12 protein-coding genes are annotated in these 14816 nt (G+C 50.0%); 5 read left to right on the top strand and 7 right to left on the bottom strand.

Annotated features, from left to right (window positions below; all coding sequences use genetic code 11):
- Positions 1–67: 67 nt before the first annotated feature.
- The 3 genes from CRO74_RS29155 to CRO74_RS29145 all read left to right on the top strand — a co-directional run bounded on the left by CRO74_RS29155 (position 68) and on the right by CRO74_RS29145 (position 2852).
- Positions 68–1513 (top strand): SusD/RagB family nutrient-binding outer membrane lipoprotein, encoded by a 1446-nt coding sequence (locus CRO74_RS29155; RefSeq protein ID WP_097131465.1) that lies wholly within the window; start codon positions 68–70, stop codon positions 1511–1513.
- 390 nt (positions 1514–1903) lie between these two features.
- Positions 1904–2413 (top strand): hypothetical protein, encoded by a 510-nt coding sequence (locus tag CRO74_RS29150; RefSeq protein WP_097131464.1) that lies wholly within the window; start codon positions 1904–1906, stop codon positions 2411–2413.
- A gap of 49 nt (positions 2414–2462) precedes the next feature.
- Complete coding sequence (locus tag CRO74_RS29145) at positions 2463–2852, top strand: hypothetical protein (RefSeq protein WP_097131462.1); 390 nt, start codon at positions 2463–2465, stop codon at positions 2850–2852.
- 174 nt (positions 2853–3026) lie between these two features.
- On the opposite strand, the gene CRO74_RS29140 is transcribed toward CRO74_RS29145, so the two are convergent.
- From CRO74_RS29140 to CRO74_RS29115, 6 genes are all read right to left on the bottom strand, one after another.
- Positions 3027–4502 (bottom strand): DUF7133 domain-containing protein, encoded by a 1476-nt coding sequence (locus CRO74_RS29140; protein ID WP_097131460.1) that lies wholly within the window; start codon positions 4500–4502, stop codon positions 3027–3029.
- Between the two features lie 116 nt (positions 4503–4618).
- Positions 4619–5716 carry a plastocyanin/azurin family copper-binding protein gene (locus tag CRO74_RS29135; protein WP_097131582.1) on the bottom strand — a complete coding sequence of 366 codons (1098 nt, stop codon included), beginning with the start codon at positions 5714–5716 and terminating at the stop codon, positions 4619–4621.
- Positions 5717–5745: 29 nt separating this feature from the next.
- Entirely contained in the window at positions 5746–6735 is a 990-nt protein-coding gene (meaB, locus tag CRO74_RS29130) for a methylmalonyl Co-A mutase-associated GTPase MeaB (protein ID WP_097131458.1), read from the bottom strand.
- Positions 6736–6789: 54 nt separating this feature from the next.
- Positions 6790–7509 carry a 2-C-methyl-D-erythritol 4-phosphate cytidylyltransferase gene (locus CRO74_RS29125; protein ID WP_097131456.1) on the bottom strand — a complete coding sequence of 240 codons (720 nt, stop codon included), beginning with the start codon at positions 7507–7509 and terminating at the stop codon, positions 6790–6792.
- A gap of 71 nt (positions 7510–7580) precedes the next feature.
- Complete coding sequence (gene queA / locus CRO74_RS29120) at positions 7581–8624, bottom strand: tRNA preQ1(34) S-adenosylmethionine ribosyltransferase-isomerase QueA (RefSeq protein WP_097131454.1); 1044 nt, start codon at positions 8622–8624, stop codon at positions 7581–7583.
- Positions 8625–8739: 115 nt separating this feature from the next.
- Positions 8740–9102 carry a hypothetical protein gene (locus tag CRO74_RS29115; RefSeq protein WP_097131451.1) on the bottom strand — a complete coding sequence of 121 codons (363 nt, stop codon included), beginning with the start codon at positions 9100–9102 and terminating at the stop codon, positions 8740–8742.
- 173 nt (positions 9103–9275) lie between these two features.
- On the opposite strand from CRO74_RS29115, the gene CRO74_RS29110 reads away from it, so the two are divergent.
- On the top strand, positions 9276–10262 hold the full coding sequence (locus CRO74_RS29110) for a gluconolaconase (RefSeq protein WP_097131449.1): 987 nt from the start codon (positions 9276–9278) through the stop codon (positions 10260–10262).
- Between the two features lie 72 nt (positions 10263–10334).
- Here CRO74_RS29110 and CRO74_RS29105 read toward each other — a convergent pair whose 3' ends face one another.
- Positions 10335–10979, bottom strand: a complete 645-nt coding sequence (locus CRO74_RS29105) for a 3-keto-disaccharide hydrolase (protein WP_097131448.1) — start codon at positions 10977–10979, stop codon at positions 10335–10337.
- Between the two features lie 238 nt (positions 10980–11217).
- On the opposite strand from CRO74_RS29105, the gene CRO74_RS29100 reads away from it, so the two are divergent.
- A complete protein-coding gene (locus tag CRO74_RS29100) occupies positions 11218–14736 on the top strand; it encodes a PAS domain-containing protein (RefSeq protein ID WP_097131446.1) in 3519 nt (1172 codons plus the stop codon).
- Positions 14737–14816 lie beyond the last annotated feature (80 nt).

The following is a 14816-nucleotide window of genomic DNA, read 5'->3' as shown; positions in this document are numbered from 1 at the left end:
CTGAAATTCGTTTTAGAGATTGAGAAGCCGGACTGTATTATCGATCTTACAAACGACTTACTAAACTATGAAAGGATACAAATATTTGCTTTTTACGGGCCTGTTGACCACAACACTTGCCTGTAATGATTTCGGGGACTTGAATGTAAACCCCAACAGTGCCCTTTTTCCCAATACGGCAAGTTTGATTACCGGTGCGGAGCGCACGGTGGGAACAATGAACTCGCAGGTTGGACCGGGTGGGTTTAACATCGCCCCCGCTTTATACGTGCAGCAATTTTCGGATGTTACCTACATTGAGGACTCGCGCTACAAGACCATCAACTTCAGCTACAATGGGTTGTATTCGGGACCGCTGGTGAACCTTCAGGCAATCATCGACCAGAATACCAATGAAGCAACGCGGGGATTGGCGGCCAGTTACGGTTCCAATGGGAATCAGATTGCTATTGCGCGTATTCTCAAGGCTTATGTTTTTCAGTACATTACCGACCGTTGGGGTGATGTGCCTTACTCACAGGCGTTGAAAGCGGATCAGAACTTTTCACCCGCTTTCGATAAGCAGCAGGATATCTACAACGACCTGTTTAAAGAGTGGAAAGAAGCGGCAGCACAGTTTGACGGTGGTAAAGCCGTCACTGGTGACATCATTCTGGCCAGCAACGCAGCCCAATGGAAAAAGTTTGCGGCTTCCCTGCGGCTGATCGCTGCGCTGCGGTTGTCGAAAGTTGATCCTGCTAAAGGAAAAACGGAATTTGCCGCTGCCCTGGCCGATGGTGTACTGGCCTCAAACGCCGACAACGTTCAGTATAAATATCTGGCCGATGCAAGCAACGAGAATCCGCTGTATACGAACTACGTGCGGTCGAACCGGAAAGATTTCGCCCTGAGTAATACCTTCGTTAATTACCTGAAACAGGTTAACGATCCCCGTTTGACCGTCTATGCGGCCAAGAATCTGAAGGGTGAGTATGTGGGTGCTCCCTATGGTGTTTTCCCGGCTCCGGGTAAGGCACAGGATTATTCGCTGGCGGGTGCTGCCGTTAGTGCACAAACGGCCCCCGTTAACATCATGACCTACGCTCAGGTGTTGTTCGCGCAGGCAGAAGCCGTTAAGCTGGGCTGGATTACCGGTGATGCCAAAGCGTTGTATGAGTCGGCTGTTAAAGCATCCATGCAACAGTGGCTAGGTACGTCGTATACAGATGCCGCATTCGCAGCCTATATCGCGCAACCAGCCGTGGCTTATTCTGATGTCAAAGCCATTGAACTGATTGGTACTCAGCGTTGGATTTCGTTGTTCTTTCAGGGAACCGAGGCCTGGAACGAATGGCGCCGGACGGGTTACCCAACCCTGAAGCCAGCACCAACTACACTGAACGGAGGAACGGATATTCCCCGCCGGTTGGCTTACCCAACAACAGAAACGACCCTGAACGCTAAAAACTATGCTGAGGTGACAGCCCGGCAGGGAAAAGACGATCAGTATACGCGCGTTTGGTGGGATAAATAGTCGATCGATATATTATCGTAGCGTAACAAAAAAAAGGGGGGCGACAATGTCGGCCCCCTTTCTGCATTACGCTTTATCCAACTATTAAAAATTCATACGTCAAACGAACCTTCCTACACGTGACCCCTGCCAAATGGAGACAAAGTCTTCATATTTACTAGATTAAGCAGAGAAGAGGAGGCTCGGTGAAGACTTATTAATAGGGTAGAAATATAGGATATTGCCCGGTTTTTCAGGGATACAGGACCATAAATGTATATTAAACGGTACAGATATATATTTTCCGGTATTGGGCTTTTCTGTGAATGCGGTGCGCCTGAATGGTACGGGAAACGCATAAACTTTTTGCCATAAAGGAAGTTAATCTATTAAATAAGACGACTCAATGCCATGAAAGACGAAAAGGATGTAGAACGGGAAGATGCCCAGATAAATGGCCGCACAGAAGGTCCATATGGGACGGATGATACCGATGTTGACCGGGTAAAAACGGATAATAAAAATACCTTTGAGCAGGAGAATTCGGCAAACGGTCTCGATAGTGAGCAGGTGCGTGGCGGACAGGATGGTCGCAATATCCGGGGCATGGGTAGCACCGATATGGACAGTAAGAATGGTGTTCTGCGCATGGGCGACATTACCAACAGCACCATGGAAGTAACCGAAGAAGGTATGGAGTCGGCAGTGGCGGACGGGGCTAAAACAAATACTGCTATGGTAGACGTCACGACCGAAGGGCCGGATGACTATGCTTCTGCCGATCAGGTGCCAACACCAAAAGCGCAGGAAGAGGCTAAAGATCAAAACGACGGTCGCCAGTCTGACGAAGACGAACAGCAGGAGCGAGAAGAGGACGTTGCTGAGACCGGCACAGACCTTAACAATCAGCCTACTTATTGATACCCAGATCGACTTTTCTTAAATTCTCAACACTTAACTAATCAACGTTATGAGCGTAAGTAGCAATTCCCGCAAAGAAAGCACGGAGTCGTACGCGGCCCAGCGCATGCACAACACGATGGGTATTCCCCCCGAGTTGGCACAACTAAACGATAAGAATCTGGACAACGACCTGCCCTCGCGCGTGGCCGACAGCAGCGATGTTGATGTGCCGGGTGATGTGGCCGATGCTACCGCTACGGCAGCCGTAGCCGATGGCAATGATGACACTTTAGGTCAGGAAATTGAAGAGTCGAAGCGGGCCTCCTGGGGTCAGGCTCCTCTATCAACTGACGATGATGTGGAAATCACCAATGCCGACTGGAACACAAGTACGGACGGTGAATCCATTCCGGCAACCCGCATCAACGAACCCGACCGGACATTAGGCAACTCCTAGAAACCGGTGAAGTGGTTTCTGGTGAAGTCAGGTTCTAAACCTGACTTTGGTAGGACGGTTCGCCGTTGCGATTCTCAAAACCTACTGACTACCGACTTTGATAGGTTTTAAGAAACCTACCAAAGTCGGTTTTTTTAACCGATTTAACTTCCTGTTGAGGTAATCCGTACTGAACTATTTTGCCAGCTTATTCAGGGTATAGCAAATCAGGTGGTTCATCAGCTTTTTCTGACCGTTATTGGCGACCAGATTACCCAGCGTCAATTCGTAAATACGATTGGGCTTTAGATTATCTAAAGTTAGCGAAACGGTCTTGCGATCGGTTGATAACTGTATACCCGCTACCGAAACCGGTTGAACATCCATCTGTGGCGATCCGTAGGCCTGATGGTATTCATAATAATAGCTTCGTAGTTTGTAATTGGCCATTTCACGTGCCGTTGCCTCATCGACCGGCTGGGTAAAGGTCAGGATAAAGCCGGTTGGAGTCAGCTTCATAGCCATAATATCCAGTGGCACACCTCCTTTGTAGCGAATCCGCTGAATACCGCGTGAGCCAAGCCAGCCATGGTCGGTTTGGCCCAAGTACAGGCTCCCATCCGGAGCAAAAGCCAGCCGATTGTTACCAATTCGCATGGCAGTTCCATTCGAACCTGCTTTACTGAAAAAAGGAATACAGGCACCCTGAATCTGCCCGTCTACCTCATCGGGCAGAATCCGTAACAGGTGGGCATAATCCATATCGCCCACGAACATCTGCCCGGCAAATGGACCGAACTTGCCGACCGTATTATCAACGACAATCTGGGTAGGGGAGTGGGCCATACTTTCGTGTGGGAAAGCAATGCTTTCGACCGTTCGCAGACTGTCGAGCGTGCGAACCGGCAAGGTTAGCGGGTCTACATTCGGAAAGCCCGGACGCCAGACAAGGCTGGTAGGGTGCCCATAAAACTTTCCTTCTTCAACGTGATAAAGCTTGCTCGTGCCCAGCCAGTCGCCCTGGTTATCGGTCACAAACAGGCGACCTTTGGCATCAAAGCCAATACCATTTGGGGAGCGAAAGCCGCTGGCAAAAGGCTTTATCGTCCCATCCGGCCTAATCTGGAGAACCCATCCCCGGTACGGCACACAAGCATACATACGCCCCTGCCGACCAAGGGGTTCGTACTGCCCCCGAACTTCATCACGAATGCCCGCACCATTTGATCCCGTGTTTAAACTAATATACAAATTTCCTTTGGCATCCCGGACAGGCCCAAACGCAAACTCATGGTAATTGCCCGACATCCCATAGTCGTCGGCTACGGTTTCGTAGAGATCCGCAACGCCATCGCCATTGGTGTCTGTCAGGCGCGTCAGTTCGGGTCGCTGGATAACGAGCAATTCCCGATTGCTGACGGCTACTACGCCCAGCGGGTCGTGAAGGCCATCGGCAAAGAGTTTCCAGGCTTTTGTTTTCGGATTGTAAAGCATCACTTCACCCCGGTGAAAACAAGCCGCCATGCGTCCATCGGGCAGGAACGAAAGCCCACCCGTTTCGGCGACTAAACCCGGTGGCGTAGCAATCGTTTCCACTTCATAATAATCCGAAATCGTATCGGCAGGAGCGGACGCAAAGAGAAATGAAGAGAGGATGAGAGAAGCGAACATGCGTTTGTGGGGAGGGTTGGTACTAGTATTAGGAGTTAGGAGCGAGGAGTTAGGAGTTAGGAGTTAGGAGGGCTGACGCATGCATTTAGCTGACGCCGGTCCGCCCTCCGCCCTCCTCACTCCTCACTCCTCGCTCCTAATACTACTTCATACTTCATTGTCAAAACTACCTGTCTGGTGCCGGGGGGGATGATGAGGGTTTCTTTCTGAAAACGACCCACAGATGACTGTACTCGAATACCCGGCTGTGGCTTGTTAATGAAGGAGAGCGTTTTTTTGGTTGGTCCAAACGTAAAGGTTCGGACGAGCCCCCGCCCCCTTGCCAGTGGTTTAACCAGTTCCCTAACCTCAACCCCGTTCATGACATACCGGAATTCCGGGTATCGATTGATAAGGCTATACCCTTTAAATTGTGCCTTAGGTACTGTGCTGCCAACGCGCCAGGGAAATCCGCCCAAATCCCGATAGTAAATATCGCCGACCACCTTTGTCAGTAACTGGCCTTTTCCTTCCCATTGCTCTGTATTATCGACAAACCCACCCGACCAGGCATAGCGTATGCGGCATTCACCGGCATCAAATACGTACGATTGTCCGCCATTAGGCCCCGGTAAGCCAACGGCAATGGCCGCCGGGCCGCAGTCGGGCATAAACGTCCGGTAAACGGCCGGGAGAGTTATCGGGAAAGGGTGTCCGGATGCCGCCGAATGATGCTGATGGGCAGCTTCCTGCGTTCGGGCAGGGTTGGGCATGTTGATGTCCTGGTCAGGTTGGGGAAGCCGCTTTACGTCTTTAGTGGCGTAAATAATGCCGTACATGATGAACCCATGTCCAGGAAAAGTACATACAAAGGGATACCCACCCTCGGTCAGTTTTAAGGTTACCGAGTCGGTATTGCCGGGCTCAACGCTGCTGGTATGGGCCAGCACATCGTCAATAGCGGGAATATAGTGTTGGCTGGCTCCCTTGTCGCCCAGCGCCAGCGCAAACTCCACCACCCGAAGTCGGGAATTTGGGCGAGTAATAACCAGATTATGTGCCATGTCGTCTTTGTTGTGAAAGACAAGGGTGAGCCGCGTGTTTGGCTTCACAACAATGCGCTTCTGGCTGTATTGTAAGCCACCCGTTGCTGAAATCTGGATTACCGTATCCCGTTGTGCTTGAGCGGGTATAAGGGCTAATAAACAGCTAAGCTGGAAAAGGAATCTGAGCATGAGTACGGAAGCATCAAGCACGCAAAAACCTACTGATTTTCCGGCGAATAACGCAGCAGTTGATCAACGGCCGGAGCTGGAAGTAAGGTTCCTGTCCGTACTTGCTCTTCAATGCTTGACAACTGACTTCGTATGCCAGCCTGCTCGTAAAAGCGGTTCTCAAGTCGTTGCCGCAATAAAGACCGAAACCAGCTTAATTGCTGTTCCTGTCGACGGTAAGTTCGCTGCCCGTTCTGCGTTGTCAACTCCTGATGCGCCTGTATCGTTTGCCAGATGGACGTAATGCCATCACCGGTTACGGTAGAGCAGGTTAGTACCGGCGGAAACCAGCCCGTGCCGGTAGGCGGGAACAGATGCAGGGCATTCTGATACTCGACGCGCGCCCGGTTAGTTGCGGCCCGATTATCGCCGTCGGCTTTGGTAATGGCCAATGCATCGGCCAGTTCCATGATGCCGCGTTTCATGCCTTGTAGCTCATCTCCCGCACCGGCCAGCATGAGCAATAGAAAGAAGTCGACCATGCCGTGTACTACCGTTTCCGATTGCCCTACGCCAACTGTCTCGATCAGGATAATGTCGAAACCTGCGGCTTCGCAAAGGAGCATCGTTTCGCGGGTTCGATGGGCCACGCCCCCCAGCGAATCGCCTGCCGGTGAAGGACGAATGTAGGCTCTGGGATTCATCGACAGGGTTTCCATCCGGGTTTTATCTCCCATCAAACTGCCTCCTGAACGCTGGCTGGTGGGATCGACGGTGAGTACGGCGAGTGTGTGCCCCAGGCCGGTTAAGTGGGTGCCAAACGATTCGATGAAGGTACTTTTTCCGACGCCCGGTACGCCCGTTATGCCAATTCGGGTTGAATGGCCCGTGTTTGGAAGAATACGCGCCAATACCTGCTGTGCCAGTAGCTGATCGTCGGCCCGGCGGCTCTCGATCAGGGTAATTGCCTGACTGAGCACCAACCGGTCGCCAGCCAGGATGCCGGTAGCGTATTGATCGGGCGTAAGTCGATGGCGCATGGCAGAGCAGTGGAGTCGTTGAACTGTGTAGTAAGTGGCAGTTGCTGGCTTGGGTTACCTTAAATCGTCCGGCGTGGTGATTTTAATGTTCTCGTACGAGCCATCGATCAGCGTGATCGGAAAACCGGCGAACTCGACAACGCTGGCGCAGTCGGTGAAGAAAGCTTGTTCCTCGCTTTGAAAAGCCTTCCGAAATAAGTCGAGCCGAAACGTTTGGGGCGTTTGCACCAGCCGGTATTGAGCGCGGTCGACCGCCTGACTACTACCATCGGCCCCAATAACCCGTACCGAATCCTTAACCGGAACACAAGTCACGGCCGAACCGACACGGGCCGCCGTTTCAAAACTGGCCTGAATAATCGCTGGCGTGACAAAAGGCCGAACCCCATCATGAACGGCCACTAATCCATCGGGCGCGTCAATCGCCTGGAGGCCGTTTCGCACCGATTGAAACCGGCTGTTGCCGCCAATGACCGTCTTAATGTTGGGATGAAAATTATGCTCTTCACACAGTTTATCCCAGGTCGGTAAATCACGGGCGGGGAGTACCAGGATGATGTTTACCGTTTGGAGCTGCAAAGCAGGTGTATGTCCGGTCTGTGAGGACAGGGGGGGGAGTTGAACCGCCAGAAACTGCTCGATGGTGTGCTGAAGAATTGGTTTGCCGTTGAGAAGCAGGAACTGTTTAGGTATGTCCGACTTCATGCGGCTGCCACTGCCACCGGCAACAATAATGGCAAAAAAATTAGTGGTAGGTAGTAAGGGGTCTGTCATACGTGAAAAACTCGCTCGACAAAACTACTTACTACTTACCACTAATCAATTGTTGTGGGGGTGCTAATCCCTTAAATAATCAGCATGGCATCGCCGTAGCTGAAGAAACGGTATTTCTCTTTAATCGCGACCTGATAGGCTTCCTTGATGAGTTCATGACCACCAAACGCACTGGTCATCATGATCAGAATAGACTCCGGCAGGTGAAGGCTAGTGAGCAGCGAATTAGCGATTTTAAAATCGTAAGGCGGGAAAATGAACCGATCCGTCCAGCCTTCAACGGGCTTTAACCGGCTATTTGCCGAAACCGACGACTCGATGGCTTTGAGAGAGGTTGTGCCAACGGCACAAACCCGCTTACCGGCATCAAGCGCCTTGTTCACGATTTGAGCGGATTCTTCCGGAATCCGGTAATTTTCGGAATCCGTTTTATGTTTGGTCAGGTCTTCTACATCAACCTGGCGGAACGTGCCCAACCCAACGTGCAACGTAACCGGTGCAAAATCGATCCCTTTAATTTCCATCCGCTTCATCATAGCGCGGGTAAAGTGCAAACCGGCCGTAGGTGCTGCTACCGCCCCCACATGTTGTGCAAATACTGTTTGATAGGCGTCGCGGTCAGCGTCTTCGGCTTCCCGGTTCATTTCGCGGGGAATGGGTGTTTCGCCCAATTCGTCCACAGCTTTCATGAATTCCTCGTGGTTACCATCGAATAAAAAGCGGATGGTTCGACCGCGTGATGTTGTATTATCAATGACTTCAGCGACGAGGTCACTATCGCCAAAATATAGCTTATTGCCCACGCGGATTTTGCGGGCAGGATCAACCAGAACATCCCAGAGTTTCATCTCGCGGTTCAGTTCACGCAGGAGGAAAACTTCAATTTTAGCACCCGTTTTTTCTTTATTGCCGTATAGCCGGGCCGGAAAAACTTTTGTGTTATTGATCACCATCACATCGCCATCGCCGAAGTAACTCAGCATATCCGAAAACTGCTTGTGTTCAATAGTTTTAGCTTTTCGGTCAACAACCATCAACCGTGATTCACCCCGCTCAACCGGGTATTTGGCGATAAGACTTTCGGGTAAATCAAATTTGAATTCGGATAACTTCATAATCTATAGCACGAAAAAGAACGGCGCATTTTTTGTAAAGACCGCAAAGGTAACCAAAAATCCCGGAAAATTTTGCATCTTCCGGGATTTTTCTTGCAAATATCGTGCAAATGACTTATTGATCGGCCACAATAGTATCAATTGGCTTCACGGCCCCATCTGTGTTAACATTGGCACGGTCAGAGACGTTGAATTTGGCCATTAACTCAGCCGATACCTCGTTGGCGTAAGTGCCTTGTGCTGATACAAATACACCTTTCATGCCGTTCGCGGCTGTTATGGCGTAGAGGGTCATTTCATCGCCGGGATCAGACGTTCCTTCAAAGCGATGGAATTCATCGACGTTAAATTCCTCTCCCTTCAACTTGGTTTCCGTACTTTTCTCTTCCAGAAAATCGTGTTTCGGGCCAAATTCATGCGTATAGCCGCGGTTCCGAAGGTCTTCCATGGCTTCGGTAAGGGTGGTGAAGTGGTTCATAAGCGTAGAGCGATTGTGTATGGTAAGTTAACTCGAAAATAGCCGTTTGGTTTTTTGTTGAAATCAAGCAAAACCGCACAAAAGAGCGTTAATACCTTCGACCTATGAGGAAAAACAATTCATGATGGCTTATGATTTAGATTTAATCTATCGAATTGAAAATAATCAAAATTATGTCACTCAACATTCGTTCAATTTGTACTGTACTCAGTACCACTGTCTGCCTTCTGGCCTGTAATACAGATGATCCTATATACAACGCGCCAGTCATTCCTGAGCGTATTTCATTCTCAGCCACCCGGCAATACCCGGAGGGAATAACGTATTCGACACAACTCAATACCTTTCTGGTTAGCTCTATAACACAGGGAAAAATAGGAGCGGTAGACGCCACCGGGCGGTATAGCGATCTGATCGTTGATGATGAGTTGATCAGTAGTCTTGGCCTGAAGGCGCAGGGAGATCTGCTCTATGTATGTAACGGAGACCAGGGCGTTTCGGAGAAGAGTACACCCATAACAATCCGGAAAACGGCCGGATTATTTGTCTACAACCTTAAGTCGGGGCAAAATGTGCGTCGGGTTAACTTGGCGGCTCTTCTGCCAGCTGCGGAGCACTATGCCAATGACGTTGCGCTTGATGAGGATGGGAATGCATATGTAACAGACTCGTTTGCTTCCGTCATTTACAAAGTTCCGGCAGATACCACCCAGCCCTCTATTTTCGCCAATTCGCCACTTTTTGCCGGAGGAGAAGGTATCAACCTGAACGGGATTGTGTACCACCCCGACAAGTTTCTGATTGTGGTGAAATCAAATCAGGGTAAATTATTCAAAGTGAATCTGTTAAATCCGGCTGACGTTCTGGAAATAAAAGGGCCAGCGTTACTTAACGGCGATGGGATGCTTCTGTCTAACAATGACTTATACGTGGTCAATAACCGGAAGCAGGTGTCGCAGGTGCGTAGTACAGACGGGTGGAAAACCTACGCAATTGTGAAGACAGATAGCGTGGGCTATAGTGAAGCCACCACGAATACGTTGATGAACGAAAAGATCTACAGCCTCAATGCCCGTATCGGGGAAGTAAGTGCTGCCGTAGCGGCTAAAAATCCGGCCCAGCTTCGGGCGAATACTTACAGTATTCAACAGTTCAGGTAAGAAAAAAATTGAGGAATGGGAGCGGAGAGACCAATTTGGTCCTCTTGTCCCATTCCCGATCTTAGTTAATTGTTAATCCGGTAATACCTTAATCTGGATGTCTTTGTAAAATACTTTGCTTTTTGGATCGTGGCCCTGTAAGGCAACGGTACCGGTGCTCAGTTTCTTCATCGACTTTCCGGTGCTGATGCTGTCTGGCTCGGTATAGTCATTGATCACCTTGTCGTTGATTTTAATAATTACTTTTTTGCCCTGCACGATAATGTGTTCGGTGTACCACTCGTCGTCTTTGACGAAAACTTCCTTCACATCCTGAAGCCCGTAAACACTACCCGTTTTACGCCAATCCGTGTGCGTTTGATTGACCTGGATTTCGTAGCCTTTGGAAGGCCAGCCCGATGGTTGATAGGCGGTGTGAATAAACATACCGGAGTTGGAGCCGGGCATGGTTTTTACCTTCGCTTTCCATTCGAAATTCTTGAAGTTGTGGTCATTTACGGGGCCTTCGTAAAAGAGGTGGGCGCGTGGTCCGGCCACAACGATGGCACCATCCTGAACACTAAACGTCTCGGGGCTCTCCTCGGTCAATTTCCAGCCGTTGAGGGTCTTGCCATCAAAAATAGTCACCCAACCACGCGCGGCAGGGCGGCTGATAAAACTAATGCAGAGGCCAAGCAGCAGCGTAGCTACCAACAGGCGGGGTAAGGTCTTTTGCATACGAGATTAAGTCAACACAGTAAGATTGTTCAGGAGGTAAAGCAAAAACGAATCTGAAACTAATGTTTCGTCATTAATACTTCTTGGTAGCCTGGTTGGCTGGTGTTCCGAATAGAGCCATTAACAAGTTTGCAAACTGCCCTTGAAAGATACGTGCCTGAATCAGTTTACTGGTAAATTTAAGTAACTTGCTGACCTCTTTTTTTGTGAAATTGTACTGACAACGTTACTGAATAGAATGCTCTCTGATTTACCAACGCAACTTTCCTTCGCTCAACTTTTCGATACTTCACCCGATCCTGTCTTTTGGATGCGTGCGGTACGTGCGCCCGATAAAACGACCGGAAACCTGGTAGCGGGGAGCCAGAACGTGCCTGTTGGTCAGATTGTTGACTTCGTTGTTGAGTATGTCAATCCAAAGGTTGGCGAATTGTTCACTGCCGAAAATCAACTGACAATCGGTTTGTCGGTTCGTTATGGAAGCGTCGGCAATGCGGACTTTACAGACTATACGTTTCATCAGCTTTACGACGTCGTTGAAACCGGGACGGCCATGGAGCTTGAGTACTTCAATCCGTTACTCAAACAATGGCTTTGTGTGACCCGGTCCAGAGCCGGAGATGGTGTTTTGGGCATTGCCCGAGTGGTAACTACCCCCAAAGAAATCGTTCTGGAAACGGAACGCCAGCGCTTATTGCTGGATAGTATCCTTAATACCTCGCTCAGTACAGTGTTTGTTTATGAGGCCATTCGTGACCAGAATAACGAAATTCTGGACTTTGGACTACTTATGGTCAACAAACAGGGTCGGGCAGAGGCACTAGCCTACACCGGGATTGATGTGGTTGATAAAACCCTGCTCACCATAAACCCGGATTCGCGTCGGTCAGGCCAGTTTAATCTGTTTAAACAGGTCATTGAATCGGGTGAGCCAATTCAGGTGGAGCAATATTATCCATTTGCACAGGCCTGGTACAACACATCCATCACCCGGTTGAATGATGGGGTTGTGGTAATGGGCAATAATATTACCAAACAGAAAGTAGCTACGCTGGAAACAGAACATCAGCGGGCGTTGCTGGATGAAATTCTGAATGCATCGCAAGAAGCTATGCTGGTGCTGGAAGCAATCCGGGATGCGTCTGGGTTGATTACTGATTTCCGGTTTACCCATGCGAACTCAGCTGCAACACCTTTGCTTGGGCATGCGGTTGAGACGTTACGTCAACGGGCATTTCTGGATTTATTCCCTGGTATTCAGCAAGCGGGATTATTTGCTATCTATCAGACCGTTGTTGAAACCGGCGAACCCTACCGGGGCGAACACTTTTACAATCAGGATGGCCTGGACAATTGGTTCGATGTTACAGCGGTTAAGCACGGAGACGGGCTCTTGCTCACTGTGGCAAGCCTTACCAAAGCCCGGCTTGCAGAGCAGGCTATTGTTGAGTCGGCCGCTAATTTACAGGCTGTTATTGATGTAGCGCAGACAGGTATTTTTGTGATCAGTCCGGTTCTAAATCCAGAGGGCAACTTAATTGATTTCCGTTTCAAGACCATCAACCGTGTGGTGGCGGCACTCGTTGAGCAAACACCCGATGTGCTAACGGGGAGCATCGTGTCGGACTGGTTTAAAAACTATCGGCAAACGGGGCTGTTCGACCGCTATCGACACACGCTCGAAACAGGGGAAAAGAAACGCTTCGAACTAAACTACACCGTCGATAACCTAAACGTCTGGTTCGACGTAAAAGTGATCAAGTTTGGTCAGGACCTGCTGGTTACATTCACAGATTATACATCCTTGAAGCAGACCCAGCAAATCCTTGAACAAACGGCCATGAACGCCGGGCGGCAGGCAGCGTTGCTGAACAGTGTGCTGGATAGCTCGAACAGTGGTGTCATGGCGTTTGAGGCCATTCGGGATGAGGCACATACAGTCGTTGATTTCAGATTTTTAGTGGCTAACCAGAGTTCGACTAAAATGGTCAGCAGAGGGCAGGAGGAGATGGTGGGCAATACATTGCTGACAATCTTTCCGGGCAATGTAGAGAGCGGCCTGTTTGACCTCTACAAGCGAACCACCGAAACGGGTGAACCGGGCTATACGGAAATTTATTATAACCACGACGGGCTGGATTTCTGGCTCGACATATCGGCCCAAAAGCTGGGTGATGGCTTTGTAGTCACCTTCACCGACGTGTCGGCAACCAAACGGGCGGCTGTCCTCATCGAGAAGTCGGCTGCTGAACTGCGTACAGTTATCGACTCAGCCCAGGTCGCTATTTTTCTGATCAATCCCGTGTTCAACGAGCTTGGCCGGATTGTTGACTTTCGGTTTAGGACGGCTAACCAGATGATTGCCAGCTATGTAGGGCAGGAACCGGAAGCCCTCACGGGCGAATTGGTAAGCCGCTGGTTTCCAGACTACCTGACCAACGGCCTGTTTATGCGGTATGTGGCTATTTTTGAAACCGGTCGTACCCAGCATTTCAATCTTCACTACGGAACAGAAACTATCGACGCTTGGGAAAGCTACACCGTGCTGAAACAGGGGAATGATGTACTGGTTACGTTCTCCGATTATACCGAACTCAAAAAATTACAGCAACGACTGGAGATCTCGGCCACTGAATTGCAAACGGTTATCGACACCTGCCAAACCGGGATTTTCCTGTTCACGCCCATTCGGGATCTGGCTGGCGAGGTAACTGACTTCCGGTTCAGGCTGGCTAACCGCCAACTGGCATCCTACGTAGGTGAAGATTCAGAAACCTTAATTGGTGCGCTGGGGAGTACTTACTTTCCTGACTACAAAACGAATGGACTGTTTGAGAGGTATTACCACACCTACAGCACCGGCGAAACCCAGCGTTTTGACTTTCATTACTTTGGTAGCGGTATCGATGTCTGGCTGGATATTATGACCACGAAGTTGAATGATGATGTACTGGTGACGTTTGGCGACTACACACCCCTGAAGCGGCTTCAGCAGGAATTGGAGAACTCGGTGGTTGAGTTACAGCGGTCGAACAAAAATCTAGAGCAGTTTGCGTACGTAGCCAGTCACGACCTACAGGAACCACTGCGTAAAATTCAGGCGTTTGGCGATATCATCCGGTCGCAGTTTGCGCCGGTTATTGGTACGGAGGGTGCCGATATGATTAGCCGGATGCAGTCGGCAGCTGCCCGAATGCAGGTTCTGATTAAAGATGTGCTGGCTTACTCCCGCATTGTAACAAAGCAGGAAACCGTTGGGCCGGTCAACCTGGATCAGGTAGTGGCCGATGTACTCACAGATCTGGAGACGGCCATTGCTGAAAAGGAAGCAAGTATAACGGTAGGGCCGCTGCCTGTTATTCGGGGAGATGCCGCCCAACTGCGACAACTTTTTCAGAACCTGTTTAGCAACGCACTCAAATTTACCCGGCTGGATGACGCGGATAACTTGCCCGCCGTTCGAATCAGCTCCCGTCAACTCTATGGCCGGGAGTTAACTGCCCCTTCGCTACTTCCTTCTGATGCCAATCGATTATTTCATCTTATCGAGGTAACCGACAATGGGATCGGGTTTGATCAGCACCAGGCCGAGCGGATCTTTCAGGTATTTCAGCGCCTTCATGGTCGAAGTGAATATCAGGGAACCGGTATTGGGCTGGCCATTGTGCAGAAAGTTATCGATAACCACCAGGGGCACATTTTCGCTGAAGGACGACCGGGTCAGGGCGCTGTATTTCGAATTCTTTTGCCTGTTTAAGTACAGCGTGTTCAACATCTTTCCGTTTTTTTAGCGTTAAAATTCCTCGCGTTGGCTTTCTATATCTGCTTCTGATTCGG

This window comes from Spirosoma fluviale (genome assembly GCF_900230225.1).
In the GTDB taxonomy this organism is placed as follows: domain Bacteria; phylum Bacteroidota; class Bacteroidia; order Cytophagales; family Spirosomataceae; genus Spirosoma; species Spirosoma fluviale.
The sequence above is the reverse complement of the archived record's forward strand: the minus strand, read 5'-3'. Positions and strand labels throughout refer to the sequence as shown.